8 protein-coding genes are annotated in these 14,704 nt (G+C 66.0%); 5 read left to right on the forward strand and 3 right to left on the reverse strand.

The window, feature by feature from the left end; genetic code table 11:
• Positions 1 to 254 precede the first annotated feature (254 nt).
• Both cysG and serS read right to left on the reverse strand, forming a co-directional pair.
• The gene (gene cysG / locus MXC11_RS09615; RefSeq protein WP_250009798.1) at positions 255 to 1,649 is read right to left on the reverse strand and encodes a siroheme synthase CysG; all 1,395 of its coding nucleotides are present in this window, start codon (positions 1,647 to 1,649) and stop codon (positions 255 to 257) included.
• 118 nt (positions 1,650 to 1,767) lie between these two features.
• Positions 1,768 to 3,048, reverse strand: a complete 1,281-nt coding sequence (gene serS, locus MXC11_RS09620; RefSeq protein WP_250009804.1) for a serine--tRNA ligase — start codon at positions 3,046 to 3,048, stop codon at positions 1,768 to 1,770.
• A gap of 547 nt (positions 3,049 to 3,595) precedes the next feature.
• On the opposite strand from serS, the gene MXC11_RS09625 reads away from it, so the two are divergent.
• The 5 genes from MXC11_RS09625 to MXC11_RS09645 all read left to right on the forward strand — a co-directional run bounded on the left by MXC11_RS09625 (position 3,596) and on the right by MXC11_RS09645 (position 12,748).
• Complete coding sequence (locus MXC11_RS09625) at positions 3,596 to 5,041, forward strand: SulP family inorganic anion transporter (protein WP_250009811.1); 1,446 nt, start codon at positions 3,596 to 3,598, stop codon at positions 5,039 to 5,041.
• Between the two features lie 219 nt (positions 5,042 to 5,260).
• Positions 5,261 to 6,565, forward strand: coding sequence for an RNA-guided endonuclease InsQ/TnpB family protein (locus tag MXC11_RS09630; RefSeq protein ID WP_250009819.1), 1,305 nt, complete (start codon positions 5,261 to 5,263; stop codon positions 6,563 to 6,565).
• 14 nt (positions 6,566 to 6,579) lie between these two features.
• A complete protein-coding gene (locus tag MXC11_RS09635) occupies positions 6,580 to 9,252 on the forward strand; it encodes a LuxR C-terminal-related transcriptional regulator (protein ID WP_250009826.1) in 2,673 nt (890 codons plus the stop codon).
• Positions 9,253 to 9,418: 166 nt separating this feature from the next.
• A complete protein-coding gene (locus MXC11_RS09640) occupies positions 9,419 to 11,527 on the forward strand; it encodes a 3-hydroxyacyl-CoA dehydrogenase NAD-binding domain-containing protein (protein WP_250009834.1) in 2,109 nt (702 codons plus the stop codon).
• A gap of 30 nt (positions 11,528 to 11,557) precedes the next feature.
• Positions 11,558 to 12,748, forward strand: a complete 1,191-nt coding sequence (locus MXC11_RS09645) for an acetyl-CoA C-acyltransferase family protein (RefSeq protein ID WP_250009841.1) — start codon at positions 11,558 to 11,560, stop codon at positions 12,746 to 12,748.
• 92 nt (positions 12,749 to 12,840) lie between these two features.
• On the opposite strand, the gene MXC11_RS09650 is transcribed toward MXC11_RS09645, so the two are convergent.
• Positions 12,841 to 14,619, reverse strand: coding sequence for an acyl-CoA dehydrogenase C-terminal domain-containing protein (locus tag MXC11_RS09650; protein ID WP_250009848.1), 1,779 nt, complete (start codon positions 14,617 to 14,619; stop codon positions 12,841 to 12,843).
• Between the last annotated feature and the right edge of the window lie 85 nt (positions 14,620 to 14,704).

Here is a 14,704-nt window from a genome sequence, read left to right on the forward strand (position 1 = left end):
TTCGGCCTGAGCCAGGGTTGAACAGTAAAACCGAACAACCGGTTCGATCAACCGGAGCGCTTGGCGCTTCGCATCAATCGAGGCCGCAGATTCTACAGCAGCCTTGCTTCCTGTCAAGCATCTTTTCGAAGAAATTTCCTTTCGAATTAACCACTTGCGTTCAGCACTTGCTGCGTCAGCTGGTGTGCTACTGCAGCGAGGTGGCGAATAATACAGCCTTGAAAATCGCTGTCAACATCGAAAAGGATATTTTCTCAGCACGCATCGCCCTGACCTTCGAACCAGGCCAGCTTGTCACGCAACTGCACCACTTCCCCCACAATCACCAGTGTCGGCGCATGCACTTCATGCTCTGCGACCAGCTGCGGCAGGTTCGCCAGCGTCCCCGCAAACACACGCTGATTACGGGTGGTGCCCTGCTGGATCAGCGCAGCCGGTGTGTCGGCGCTTCGGCCATGGCGGATCAACTGCTCGCAGATCACCGGCAAACCGACCAACCCCATATAGAACACCAGCGTCTGCCCCGGCGCCACCAGATCCTGCCAGGGGAGATTGGTGCTGTCGTCCTTGAGATGCCCCGTCACGAAACGCACTGACTGAGCATGATCGCGGTGGGTCAACGGGATTCCCGCATAACTGGCGCATCCGGAAGCAGCTGTGATGCCAGGCACCACCTGAAAGGGCACGCCCTCCGCCGCCAGCTCTTCAATCTCCTCGCCACCGCGTCCAAAAATGAACGGATCTCCGCCTTTCAGGCGCAGCACACGCTTACCCTGCTGCGCCAGACGCACCAGCAGCTGATTGATCTGCTCCTGCGGAACCGCGTGTTCGCTACGACGTTTGCCCACATAGATACGCTCGGCATCACGCCGGCACATATCGACGATTGCCGGCGCCACCAGGCGATCGTAGAGCACCACATCAGCCTGCTGCATCAGACGCAGTGCACGGAACGTCAAAAGATCCGGATCCCCGGGACCCGCGCCCACCAGATAAACCTCACCGAGCGCCCGCTCCTGACTGCCCACCAGCTTCTCGGCCAATAGGTGCTCCGCCTCGCTTACACGCCCGGCCAGTGCCCGCTCGGCGATCGGTCCCTGAAAGACCTCCTCCCAGAACACCCGGCGCTGCTGCACATCACTGAAGCGTTGCTTGACCGCCCCGCGAAAACGCTTGGCAAGACCAGCCAGACGGCCATACGCCGCAGGAATCATGGTCTCCAGACGCGCCCGCATCAGCCGGGTCAGGACCGGTGCATCCCCCCCACTGGAGACCGCAACCATCAGCGGCGAGCGATCGACGATCGCCGGGAAGATCACGCTACACAGCTGCGGCGCATCCACCACATTGACTGGCAGGTTGCGTGCGCCGGCCTCCCGGGAGACCAGCGCGTTGAGCGGCAAATCATCCGTTGCGGCAATCACCAGCACACAGCCCTCCAGGTCAGCCACCTGATAGCCACGCAGCCGCAACTCCCCACCGCAGCGCACCACCAGCTCCTCCAGCGCCACCTCGATGTCTGGCGCCACCACCCGCAGGCGCGCACCGGCCTCAGCAAGCAGGCGCGCCTTGCGCAGAGCAATTTCGCCCCCGCCAACCACCAGCACCAGGCGATCGCGCAGATTGTGGAACAAGGGAAGAAACTCCATGGCGACCTCACCCGGATAACAGCCAAACAACAGCGGCTGACCCTACCGGATCAGCCGCGCATACCCAATCAGCCACGCACTTTGAGTGCCACACCGACTACAAGGACTCAGTAACCGCTCAACCGATCACCTCAAGGCCACCCATGTAGGGCTTGAGCACCTCAGGCACGCGAATCGAACCGTCAGCCTGCTGGTAGTTTTCCAGCACCGCCACCAGCGTGCGCCCCACGGCAAGGCCCGAGCCGTTGAGGGTATGCACCAGTTCCGGCTTGCCGGTAGCCGGGTTGCGCCAGCGGGCCTGCATCCGCCGGGCCTGGAAGTCGCCACAGTTGGAGCAGGAAGAGATTTCCCGGTATTTGCCTTGGCTGGGCACCCAGACTTCCAGATCGTAGGTCTTGGTCGCGCCAAAGCCCATATCCCCGGTGCACAGCGCGAGCTTACGGTACGGCAGCTCCAGCAACTGCAGCACCTTCTCCGCATGCCCGACCAGCTCCTCCAGCGCCGCAAAGGATTTTTCCGGTTCGACGATCTGCACCAGTTCGACCTTGTCGAATTGATGCTGACGAATCATTCCGCGGGTATCACGGCCGGAAGCCCCCGCCTCACTGCGGAAGCATGGCGTATGAGCGACAAATTTCAGCGGCAGCTGCTTAGCATCCAGAATCTCGCCGGAGACGATATTGGTCAGCGACACCTCGGCGGTCGGGATCAGATAGAAGTCGGCCTCACCTTCGCGGCTGATCTTGAACAGATCTTCCTCGAACTTCGGCAGCTGACCGGTGCCCTGCAGGGCCGGCGCCTGCACCAGATAGGGCGTATAGGCCTCTTCATAGCCATGCTCGCCGGTGTGCAGATTGAGCATGAACTGCGCCAGCGCACGATGCAGACGGGCAATCGGCCCGCGCATCAGCGCAAAGCGCGCCCCGGACAGCTTGGCAGCCGTCTCAAAGTCCAGCCAGCCATGCTGCTCGCCGAGTGCAACGTGGTCACGCACCGCAAAATCGAACGCACGCGCTTCGCCCCAACGGGCGACCTCGACGTTCTCCTCCTCGCCCGCGCCTACCGGCACCGAGGCATCGGGCAAGTTGGGAATGGTCAACAGCAGAGCGTCCAGCTCAGCCTGAATGGCCTCCAGCTCCTGCTTGCCCGCCACCAGCTCAGCGCCCATGCGCTCGACATCCGCCATCAGCGGCGCAATGTCTTCACCGCGCTGTTTGGCCTGACCGATGCTCTTGGAGCGGGTATTGCGCTCGGCCTGCAGTTGTTCGGTACGGGTCTGGGTTTCCTTGCGGCGGCTCTCCAGCGCTTCAAGACGCGCCACATCCAGTTGGAAGCCACGGGCTGCCAGACGCTGGGCTACTTCCTGAGGCTGGCCACGAACCAGTTTGGAGTCGAGCATGGGAGATTCTCTGTCTACAAAAACGATCGGGGGGGGCGCAGGGCCGACAAGAGCCAGCGCGCCATGCTTGGCCTCCCGCGAAGGGAAGCCCTGCGTTTCAAGGCGGCAGAGTTTACCCGCTGCAGGCTGAACTGGGGCAGCTGGTGCGTGCTTTTTCACGCCCCCAGATCATCGGCAAAAGCAATATCTACAGGATGGATGGCACCCTGCAGGGCAGCATAACGTGTGAAAATAGCACCCTGCACGGCGCGGCGCTCGAATCCGCATCCGGCCAACAACAATAAAAGGTTCAGGCAATGCACAAATCACCCGCCCGCTGGCGGCACCTGACGGTGGCCGTCTTCGCCATCACCCTGCTGCTGGTTCTACCCAACCTCGGCTGGCTGTTTCGCTGAAGCCAAGCAGCGTTCCATCGCCCACGTGCCTGGTGGGCCGGATCGCCAACAGGTCGGCAGCGATGCTGGCCAGCCCATGGCAGCTTGCGTAGCATTTCGCCCTCCCCGAACCCCGCACACCCGGTGCGGGGGCAGCAACGCAAGGTTTTCCCATGTCCCTCAAACGTCTGCGCGCCGATCTGCTGGCCGGACTCACCACCTCCTTCGCCCTGGTGCCCGAGTGCATCGCCTTCGCCCTGGTAGCCCAGCTCAACCCGCTGATGGGCCTCTACGGCGCTTTCATTATCTGCACCCTCACCGCGCTGTTCGGCGGCCGACCGGGCATGGTTTCCGGCGCGGCCGGCTCGATGGCAGTGGTCATCATCGCACTGGTGGTGGAGCACGGCGCCCAGTATCTGCTGGCCACCGTGCTGCTGGGCGGGCTGATCATGCTGGCCTTCGGCCTGCTGCGCCTGGGCAAGCTGATCCGCATGGTGCCGCACCCGGTGATGCTCGGCTTCGTCAACGGGCTGGCGATCGTCATCGCCCTGTCCCAGCTGGAGCACTTCCAGAGTGAGGGCGCCTGGCTGAGCGGCGCCTCGCTGTACCTGATGCTGGCCCTGGTGGTCGTGACCATGGCCATCGTCTACCTGCTGCCGCGCCTGACCCGCACGGTGCCGCCGGCGCTGGTGGCCATTCTTGGCGTCGGACTGGCGGTCTGGCTGCTGGAGCTGCCGACCCACACGCTGGGCGACATGGCCAGCATCGCCGGCGGCCTGCCCACCTTCGCCCTGCCGGACATCCCCTGGAACCTGCAGACACTGCTGATCATCGCCCCGTATGCCTTCCTGATGGCGATGGTCGGCCTGCTGGAAACCCTGCTGACCCTCAACCTGACCGATGAAATCACCCAGAGCCGCGGCTATCCGGATCGCGAGTGCACCGCGCTGGGCGCCGCCAATATCGCCTCGGGCCTGTTTGGCGGCATGGGCGGCTGCGCGATGATCGGCCAGACGATGATCAACCTCGGCTCCGGCGGTCGCGGCCGGCTGTCCGGCGTGGTGGCCGGGGTGATGATCCTGCTGTTCGTGCTGTTCCTCGCGCCGCTAATCGAGCGCATCCCGCTGGCCGCGCTGGTCGGGGTGATGTTCGTGGTCGCCCAGCAGACCTTTGCCTGGGCCTCGCTGCGGGTGCTGGGCAAGGTGCCGCGCAATGATGCGCTGGTGATCGTGGCGGTGACGGTGATCACCGTGTTCACCGACCTCGCCACCGCCGTGCTGTGCGGCATCGTCATCGCGGCGCTGAACTTTGCCTGGCAGCAAGCGCGCGAGCTGTATGCCGATGGTGACCTGCAAGCCGATGGCAGCAAACTCTATCGCCTGCATGGCACGCTGTTCTTCGCCTCCACCACGCCGTTTCTCAACCTGTTCGATGTGGCCAGCGATCCCGAGCGGGTCACCCTCGATTGCCGGCATCTGAGTTTTGTCGATTACTCGGCGATTGCCTCGCTGAAGACCCTGCGCGAGCGCTACAGCCGGGCCGGTAAACATCTGCGCGTGCTGCACCTCTCCGAGCGCTGCAAACAGCTGCTGCGCCGCGCCGGTGTGCAGCACGACTGAGCCACGGCGCTGCCGCGCGCCGTGCGGCAGCGCCCCCAACGGCGCATTGCGCGAAAGACGCGCGCCAGCGCGGGCGATTCTGCTACTGTCCGGACGACCCTCTGTGGAAGCCTGAACATCCTCTCGCCGCATTCCCCCTGCTAGGCCGAGGGCCAGGAGGCGGGTCAAGGCGAGGCAAATGCCCTTGATTTAAGTCTGGATGCCTATACAGTTATCCGTATGGAACGGCGCAAAGTCACCTTCAAGCTCTATCCCACGGCCAGCCAGCGCAAGCGGCTGGACGGCTGGGTGCGTCTGCACGCCGAGCTGTACAACGCCGCGCTCCAGGAGCGCATCGAGGCGTACCGCAAGGCCGGCATCTCGATCAGTTACTACGACCAGCAGAACACCCTGCCGGCCATCAAGCAGTTCCGCCCGGAGCTGGTGGAGCTGGGCAGTCATGCCTTGCAGGAAACCCTGCGCCGGCTGGATCGGGCCTTTCAGGCCTTCTTCCGCCAGGTCAAGGCCGGGCAGACGCCGGGTTTCCCGCGCTTCAAATCCAGCGCCCGATTCTCAGGGTTCACCTACCCCGATCCCTCCGGCTGGAAGCTGCTCCAGCAGGGGCCGCGTGATGGCACCCTGCGGCTGGGCAGCGGTAAGGACGCCATGATGATCCGCCTGCGCGGACGCCACCGTTTTGCCGAGTTCACGCCCAACGACCTGACCCTCAGCCGTCGACGCAACCTTGCTACCGGAGAGGACCAGTGGACGGCCTCGATCACCCTGCGGGTGCCCGCGTCGGTCTGTGCGCGGCAGCGCACAGGCGACGAAGCCGTAGGCGTCGATTTCGGCCTGGAGCACTGGGCGAACTTCGACGATGGCTCCACCCTCGACAACCCGCGCTGGCTGCGCGAGGCACTACCCCGGCTGGCCGCCCTGCAACGTCAACGGGCTCGGAAGCGGCGCGGCTCACACCGTTACCGCCAGCTGTCCCAGCAGATTGCCCGGTTGCATCAGCGCATCGCTGACCGACGCCGGGACTTCATCCACCGGGAAACCTCGGCCCTGGTGCAGCGCTGTGCGCTGATCGCCACCGAGGAACTGACCCCGAAGAACATGAGTCGCAGCGCCAAGGGCGCGGTCGAAGCACCGGGCCGGCGCGTGCGGCAGAAGGCTGGGCTCAACCGGGAGATCCTTTCGGTCGGGTTCGGCATGGCGCACCAGATGCTCCAGTACAAAGCGGCAGAAGCTGGTACTCGGCTGCATCTGGCCTTCACCCGCCAACTCAAACCCTCGCAGCGCTGCTCCGGCTGCTGGGCCGTGGTGCCCAAGACGCTCAACGAGCGCTGGCACCTGTGCCCGCACTGCGGTTGCTCACTGCCGAGGGATCAGAACAGCGCCAGGGTCGTATTGCTCGACGCCTGGACGCCGGGACACACGCCTGGGACGGGCGTGGCGGCGAGACTCAAGCCTCTGCCCGCGCAAGCGGCCAAGCCCAGGTCGAAGACCCGCGAAACCCCCACTACAACCGCAACAGCGGTTTAGTGGCGGGAGAGTTCATGCCGATGTCCGCCCTGCCGCTCGATCCCAGCCAGCACCGTCCGCCCTGCCTCGCCCCACGACTGCTACCACGCAGCCGCCTGTTGCACCTGCTGCAGGAGGCCGGCGAGCGTCCTTGCCGTCTGATCCTGCTCAGCGCCCCGCTGGGCTATGGCAAAAGCACGCTGCTGGCCCAATACGCCGAACGCCTGTCCACGCCCTGGGCCTGGTATCGCCTGAGCGCCGCCGACAATCAGCCCCAGCATCTGCTGCGCCAGCTCAGCCAGGCCTTTGGCCTGCCATTTGCCGATCCTGCCGACTCCAGCCGCGAGGCACTGACCCTGCTGTGGCGGCGTCTGCTGCAGCATCTGGAGACGCTCGGCCCGTTCACGCTGCTGCTGGATGACCTGCAGCGGCTGCGTCACCCGCAGGCCTGCCAGTACCTCGATCAGCTGCTGCGCTTTGCCCCACCCTCGCTGCAACTGATCGCTGCCACAGAGGGCACCCCCGCGCTGCCCCTTGAGCACCTGCGCTGTCAGGAGCGGCTGGCGATCGTCGAGGCCAGCGAGCTGAGTCTGGACAGCGAGGAGCTCCATCACCTGGCCCGCCTGCGCGGCCTGACGCTCGACAGCGACCTGCTGCACCGCCTGCGCGCCGCCAGCGAGGGCTGGCTCACTGGCCTGTTGTTCTGGCTCAGCGCGCACCGTGAGCTGGCACCCACCGCCGCCGCCCCGGAACTGCTGCGCAGCGTCACCCAGCAGGCCGACACCCACCTGGCGGCCTTTTTCGAGGAGGAACTGTTCGCGGGCCTGCCTACCGAGCTGCTCGCATTCATGGAGCAGACCTCGGTGGTCCAGACCTTCGAGCCGGCGCTGGCCGATCTGCTCAGTGGCCGTCACGACAGCGCCGCGCTGATCCGCACGCTGCTGCGCCGGGATCTGTTCCTCGAGCCGCGTCCCGGTGCCGATAACGAGCTGCGCTACCACGGCATTCTGCGCGCCGTGCTCTATCGGCGCCTGCAGCAGCGCGACCAGGCGGCGTGCCTGCAGCTGCACCGCCAGGCCGCCGACTGGCTGCTGGCACGGCGCCGCTACTCGGAAGCCATCCACCAATACGGCCGCGCCGGCGATTTTCATGCCGTGCTCACGATTGCCGAGCGGCACACTTTCGATCTGCTGCGCGACGGCCAGGTCAATGCGCTGGTCGACCTGCTCGGGCAGGTCGAGGTCAACGGCCAGCCGGGCAGCGATCACTTCACGCTGGCGATCAGCGAAGCCTCGATCGTGCTGGTCACCAATAACCTCGCGCGCATTCAGGGCTGCATCCAGCGCCTGCGCCAGCTGCAGCGTCAGGGCATCGTCAAGCACCCCGAGCGGGTCCAGCAGACCATCACCTACCTGCGCACCCTGCTGGCTTTTCTCGGCGGCAACCTGCGCCACGGGCTGGAACTGGCGGACCGGGGACTGCTGCAAGCGCCGACGCGCAATGCCGCCCGGGCCGTGCTGCACCTCAACCGCGCGCGCTGTTTGTTTGCGCTGGGGACGCTACAGCATGCGCGAGAGGCGGCGCAGCAGGCACTGGAGGACTTCAGTGCCTTCGGCTTTAGCGGCTTCATCAATATCCCGCACCTGTTGTGCGGACAGATCGAACTGGCACAAGGCGACAGCGCCGCTGCCATGCGCCGCTTTCTTGCCCTGGAGCAGCAGTCGCCAGCCACCGCCTCGCGCAATGTCTATGAAGTCTTCCATCAGCTCGGCCTGGCGCTGGCATTGATTCAACAGAATCACCTCAAACCGGCGCATCAGCGCCTGCTGCGGGCTGAAACCCTGGCGCTAGGGTTTCCCCATTCAGCGGCGCTAGCGCTGGTGCTGCATCACCAAGCCTGCCTGCACGATGCACTGGGCGAGACCGCACGCGCCCGGGCGCGCTGGGATGAGGCGCGGCGGCTAGCCCGCACGTTCCGCCAGTTCGGCCTCTACCGTCTGGCCGGCGCCTGGCGGGCGCGGCTGGCGGTGCGCGAGCGTGACCAGGCGTTCATTCTCGACTGGCTGCAGGAATGGCACTGGTGCCAGCGTCACTATGGCGAGGATCTGATGCCGGACGAGTGGCTGGCCTATGCCTGGGTACAGCGTCATCTCGGCCAGCCGGCCGTCGCCACGCAGATACTCGACCGCCTGCAGCCGCAGGCCAGGAGCGAGCGAAACCTGCGCCTGCAGCTGGATCTGTGGCTGCTGGCCGCCACCTTGCAGCAGGATCGCGGCGAAACGCAGGCCGCGCTGGTCAGCCTGGATCAGGCCCTGCAGCAGGCGCTGAGCCATGGCTTTGCCCAGCTGCTGCACTATGAGGGGCGCACACTGGAAAGCCTGCTGCGCCAGCTGCTGCAACCTGCGCTACGCCGTCAGGCCGGGTTATCTACCCCCCTGCCGGATGCCGCCGCACTGGCCAGCCTGCTGCCGGCCTTGCCCGGCGCGGGCCTGCCCGCCCAGCAAACCCTGCTCGAGCCGCTGACCCGCCGCGAACTGGACGTGCTGCGCTACATGGCGCGCGGCTACACCAACCAGCAACTGGCCGACAGCCTGTTTGTCAGCCTGAGCACGGTGAAGACCCACATCAACAACCTGTTCCGCAAGCTGGAGGTCAGCGACCGCGACGCCGCGCTGCAGAGCGCCCGCCAGCGGCGCCTGCTCGACTGAGCGCCGCCCGCAGCCTCTCAGGCGTCCACCCACGGCGCCCCTCTCCACCTGGCAAATCCACCCGCAGTTCGACGCACAGCGGACCGGCAACTTGCTACAAACCAGGCGTCCTATCCTGCAACCGACCGGCGTAGCCAAACGCCGGCTCAACTGACAAAGGTTCGCCATGCTGCCGCTGATTGATTACCGCCAAGCCCCACCCCTTGCCCTGATCGGCCTGAACCGCGCCCCGGTCAACGCCCTCGGCCATGCCTTGCGCCAGGAGTTACAGGTCGCCGTGCGCCAGGCCTGCGCCGATCCGGCCATCCAGGCCGTAGTGATTCACGCCCCGGCGCTGCCGTTCAGCGCTGGGGCCGATATCAGCGAGTTCGGCCACAGCCGCTTCACCGCGCAGCCCAGCCTGCCGGAGCTGCTCATTGAGCTGGCGGCCAGTCCCAAGCCGCTGATTGCCGCCATCAACACCCTGGCCTTGGGCGGCGGACTGGAGCTGGCGCTGGCCTGCGGCTATCGCATCGCCGCACCGAATGCGCGCCTGGGGCTGCCGGAAATCAGCCTGGGACTGCTGCCCGGCGCCGGCGGCACCCAGCGCCTGCCGCGCCTGATCGGGGTCGAGCCGGCGCTGGCCCTGATGCAGAGCGGCCAGCCGATCTCGGCGGCACGCGCGCTGGAACTGGGGCTGGTCGATTGTCTGGCCAGCCGCGCCGAAACCCTGCCGGACGAGGCCTGCGCCTATGCCCATGCGCTGCTCGCGCGCCAGGCCGCCCCGTTCCCGGACTACCCCCATCCCGACCCCGGCCAGACCGTGAGTGCGAGCTTCTTCGCCGACTACCTGCACCAGCACCAGGGCAGCTGGAAAGGCCGCGAGGCGCCGCGCACGCTGCTCGAAGCGGTCCACACCGCCTGCCAGCAGCCGCTGGCAGCCGGGCTCGCCCATGAGCAGGCACTGTTCATGGCGGCGATCGACTCCCCACAATCCCAGGCGCTGCGGCACCTGTTCTTTGCCGAGCGCGAGGCCGGCAAGGTGCCGGGCATCGAGGCGAGCCTGCCGCTGCGGCCGATTCGCCAGGTGGCGGTGATCGGCGCGGGCACCATGGGCGGCGGCATCGCGATGAACTTTGCCAACCGTGGCCTGCCGGTGGTGCTGCTCGAGCAGACCCGCGAGGCGCTGGATCGTGGCCTAGCGCAGATCCGCAATAACTACGAGATCAGTGCCCGGCGCGGCAAACTGAGCGCCGCCGAGGTCGAGCAGCGTATGGCCTGCCTGACCGGCAGCCTGGATTATGCCGATCTGGCGGAGGCGGATCTGGTCATCGAGGCGGTGTTCGAGAGCATGGCGGTCAAACGTCAGGTGTTCACCACCCTGGATGCCGTGTGCAAGCCCGGGGCGATCCTCGCCAGCAACACCTCGACCCTGGACATCGACGCAATCGCCGCCTGCACCCAGCGGCCGCAGGACGTGCTGGGGCTGCATTTCTTCAGCCCGGCCAACGTCATGCGCCTGCTGGAGGTGGTGCGCGGCCAGGCCACCGCGCCGGACGTGCTGGCCACCGCGCTCAAGCTCGGCAAACAGCTCGGCAAGCTGCCGGTGGTCTCTGGGGTGTGCTACGGCTTTATCGGCAACCGCATGCTCGAACCCTACTCCCGCGAGGCTTACCATCTGCTGCTCGAAGGCGCCAGCGCTGCGCAGATCGACCGAGTGCTGACCGAGTTTGGCTTCAACATGGGCGTGCTGAGCATGTACGACCTGGTCGGTATCGACGTCGGTTATCTGATCCGCACGCCGATGCGCGCCATCCTGAGCCAGGACCCCAGCTATTGCCGGCTGGCCGATGAGCTGTACGCACTGGGGCGCTACGGGCAGAAGAGCGGCCGCGGCACTTATCTGTATGCCGGCCGCGAGCGCCAGGATGATCCCGAGGTGCAGGCGCTGGCCGAGCGCCTAGCCACCGAGCTGGGTATTACGCGCCGGGAAATCAGCGATCAGGAAATCCACGAGCGCTGCCTGTTCATGCTGATCAACGAGGGGCTGAAGATCCTCGATGAGGGCATCGCCCTGCGCGCCGGGGACATCGATCTGGTGTGGACCTGCGGCTACGGCTTCCCCGACTGGCGCGGCGGCCCGCTGCACTACGCCGAGCAGATCGGCCTTGCGCACGTGCTGGCGACGCTCCAGAAGTACCGCACGCAGCTGGGTGACTATGGCGCGCTGTGGTTCCAGCCGGCCGCGCTGCTTGAGCGCCTGGTGGCCGCCGGGCAGACGCATATCAGCCGCTAACTCACGTTCAAAACAACAAGGAATCTCTCCATGCAACAGCGTGAAGTCGTGATTGTCAGCGGTGTGCGCACCGCCGTGGGTGACTTTGGCGGCAGCCTCAAGGAGCTCTCGCCGAGCGCGCTCGGCACCCTCGTCACCCGCGAGGTGCTGCAGCGTGCCGGTATGCCGGGCGATGCGGTCGAGCAGGTGGTGTTCGGTAACGTCATCCATACCGAGGCGGTCGATATGTACCTGTCACGGCTGATCGCCCTGAACAGCGGCCTCAGCGCGCACAGCACCGCACTGACCCTCAACCGCCTGTGCGGCTCGGGCCTGCAGGCCATTGTCACCGCCGCGCAGAACATCCTGCTCGGTGATGCGGACTGCGCGGTGGCCGGCGGCGCCGAGAGCATGAGCCGCGCCCTGTATGGCGTACCCGCCCTGCGCTTTGGTGCGCGAATGGGCGATGCCGGCCTGATCGACATGATGGTCGGTGCCCTCACCGACCCGCTGCACCAGGTACACATGGGCATCACCGCCGAGCATGTGCGGCGTACCTATGGCATCTCGCGCGAGGCGCAGGACGCGCTGGCGGTAGAGTCGCACCAGCGCGCCGCCCGTGCCATTGCCGAGGGCCGCTTCAAGGCGCAGATCCTGCCGGTGACGCTGAAGACCCGGCGCGGCGAAACCGTTTTCGACACCGACGAGCATGTGCGCGGTGCGGTGACCTGTGAGGAGCTGGCGCGCCTGAAGCCGGCCTTCGAGCGCGACGGCGGGACTGTCACTGCCGGCAACGCCTCCAGCCTCAACGACGGCGCCGCTGCCCTGCTGCTGATGGAGCGCGGGGCAGCCGAGCGCCGCGGCCTTCAGCCGATGGCCCGGCTGGTTTCCTACGCCGTGGCCGGCGTCGATCCACTGCACATGGGCATCGGCCCTGCGCCGGCCACCCGGCTGGCCCTGCAGCGCGCCGGGCTAAGCATCGCTGATCTGGATGTGATCGAAGCCAACGAGGCCTTCGCCGCTCAGGCCTGTGCGGTAATCCAGGAGCTCGGGCTGGACCCGGCCAAGGTCAACCCCAACGGCTCCGGCATCTCGCTGGGCCACCCGATCGGTGCCACCGGCGCGATCATCACCGTCAAGGCGCTCTACGAGCTGCAGCGCACCGGCGGCCGCTATGCGCTGGTGACGCTGTGCATCGGCGGCGGCCAGGGCATCGCGGCGATCTTTGAGCGCCTGCCCTGATCCACCCGCGACCTCGGCGCAGACTCGGCTGAGGTAGCGCGGTCCGTAGCTACACCCGGGCGAGAGGCCATCTTCAGCCTCCCGCCTGCGGCTCAGAACTGCCCTTCTTCCAGCAGATATAGGCTGGCGCTACCGGCCTTGACCGAGGCACTCAGCGAGTGGATGCGCGGCAGGATGCGTGCAAAGTAGAAGCGCACCGTGCCGAGCTTGGCCACGTAGAAATCGTCCTCGTCTTGCCTCGCCTGCGCCACCTGCGCCATCCGCGCCCACAGCCAGGCGTAGACGGTGTAGCCCATGACCTGCAGATACTCGACCGAGGCGGCGCCGATTTCATCGGGATTGTCCTGGGCCTGCGCCAGCACCCAGGCCGTCAGTGCATCCAGATTGTCCAGCGCCGCCTTGAGCGGCTGGGTGAACTCGGCCAGCTCCGTCCCGGCGCTCGCGATGAAGGCGTTGATCTCTTCGGAGAGGACCTGATAGTGGCTGCCGCCACTGCCCACCACCTTGCGCCCCATCAGATCCAGCGCCTGGATGCCATTGGTGCCCTCATAGATCTGGGTGATCCGGCAGTCACGCACCAGCTGCTCCTGCCCCCACTCACGGATATACCCATGCCCGCCCAGCACCTGCTGGCCATGCACGGTGGTCTCCAGCCCCATATCGGTGAGAAACGCCTTGGCCACCGGTGTCAGCAGGGCCACCAGTGCTTCGGCGCGCTGACGGGCGGCGTGATCTTCGCTGTAGCGGGCAATGTCGAGCTGCAGGGCCACGTAGCTGGAAAACGCCCGCCCACCTTCATTCAGCGCCTTCATGGTCAGCAGCATGCGCCGCACATCCGGATGCACGATCAGCGGATCGGCCGGCTTGTCCGGCTGCTGAGCGCCGCGTGGCGCACGGCTTTGCAGGCGCTCGCGCGCATACTCGATGGCACTCTGATAAGAGCGCTCCCCCAGCGCCAGCCCCTGGATACCCACCCCCAGACGCTCGTAGTTCATCATAGTGAACATCGCTGCGAGCCCCTTGTTCAGCTCGCCGACCAGATAGCCGGTAGCACCATCAAAATTCATCACGCAGGTCGCCGAGGCCTTGATACCCATCTTGTGCTCCAGCGAGCCACAGCTGACCGCATTGCGTGCGCCGAGCCGGCCCTGCTCGTCAACCAGCACCTTGGGCACCAGGAACATCGATATCCCGCGGGCACCGGCGGGGGCATCCGGGCGCTTGGCCAGCACCAGATGGATGATGTTTTCCGTCAGATCCTGCTCGCCCCCGGTGATGAAGATCTTGGTACCGGTAATCCGGTAACTGCCATCGGCCTGCTCCTCGGCGCGGGTGCGGATCATGCCCAGATCGGTGCCCGCGTGCGCCTCGGTCAGGCACATGGTGCCGGCCCAGCGGCCTTCATAGAGCGGCGGCAGGTAACGGGCCTTGAGGGCTTCGCTGGCGTGACTGAGCAGTGCCAGGCAGGCGCCGGCGGTCAGCATCGGGTACAGGGCAAAGGAGAGATTCGCCGAGTTGATCATTTCCTCGATCTGGGCGCCGATCACCTTGGGCATGCCCATGCCGCCAAATTCGGGGGCACCGCCCACACCGACCCAGCCACCCTCGGCATAGGCGCGATAGGCCTCAGGGAAGCCTTGCGGGGTCTGTACCTTCCCCTCCTGCCAGTGGCAACCTTCCTCGTCCCCGCTGCGATTGAGCGGCGCGAGCAGCCCTGCGGCGACCTTGCCGGCTTCCTCGAGAATGGCGCGGGCGGTGTCCGGATCGACCACCTCGGCCAGCTCGGGAAACGTGGCCCAGTGGCGTGCGACCGCCAGCACGTCATGGAGAACGAAATCGATATCCCGCAGGGGAGCTTTGTAATCGGACATTGGACACTCCAGCTGAACTCAGGTTGTCATCGCAAGAGGTGCGGCCTTCTTGGCGCAGCCCCTTGCTTCTTTGTAGCAAGTTCCA

It is taken from the genome of Pseudomonas eutrophicaquae (assembly GCF_023544715.1).
Taxonomy (GTDB): domain Bacteria; phylum Pseudomonadota; class Gammaproteobacteria; order Pseudomonadales; family Pseudomonadaceae; genus Geopseudomonas.

Coding starts and splice junctions, on each gene's coding strand:
- serS (WP_250009804.1), bottom strand. CDS start 3,048: ATGCTCGACTCCAAACTGGTTCGTGGCCAGCCTCAGGAAGTAGCCCAG.
- cysG (WP_250009798.1), bottom strand. CDS start 1,649: ATGGAGTTTCTTCCCTTGTTCCACAATCTGCGCGATCGCCTGGTGCTG.
- MXC11_RS09625 (WP_250009811.1), top strand. CDS start 3,596: ATGTCCCTCAAACGTCTGCGCGCCGATCTGCTGGCCGGACTCACCACC.
- MXC11_RS09635 (WP_250009826.1), top strand. CDS start 6,580: ATGCCGATGTCCGCCCTGCCGCTCGATCCCAGCCAGCACCGTCCGCCC.
- MXC11_RS09645 (WP_250009841.1), top strand. CDS start 11,558: ATGCAACAGCGTGAAGTCGTGATTGTCAGCGGTGTGCGCACCGCCGTG.
- MXC11_RS09650 (WP_250009848.1), bottom strand. CDS start 14,619: ATGTCCGATTACAAAGCTCCCCTGCGGGATATCGATTTCGTTCTCCAT.
- MXC11_RS09630 (WP_250009819.1), top strand. CDS start 5,261: ATGGAACGGCGCAAAGTCACCTTCAAGCTCTATCCCACGGCCAGCCAG.
- MXC11_RS09640 (WP_250009834.1), top strand. CDS start 9,419: ATGCTGCCGCTGATTGATTACCGCCAAGCCCCACCCCTTGCCCTGATC.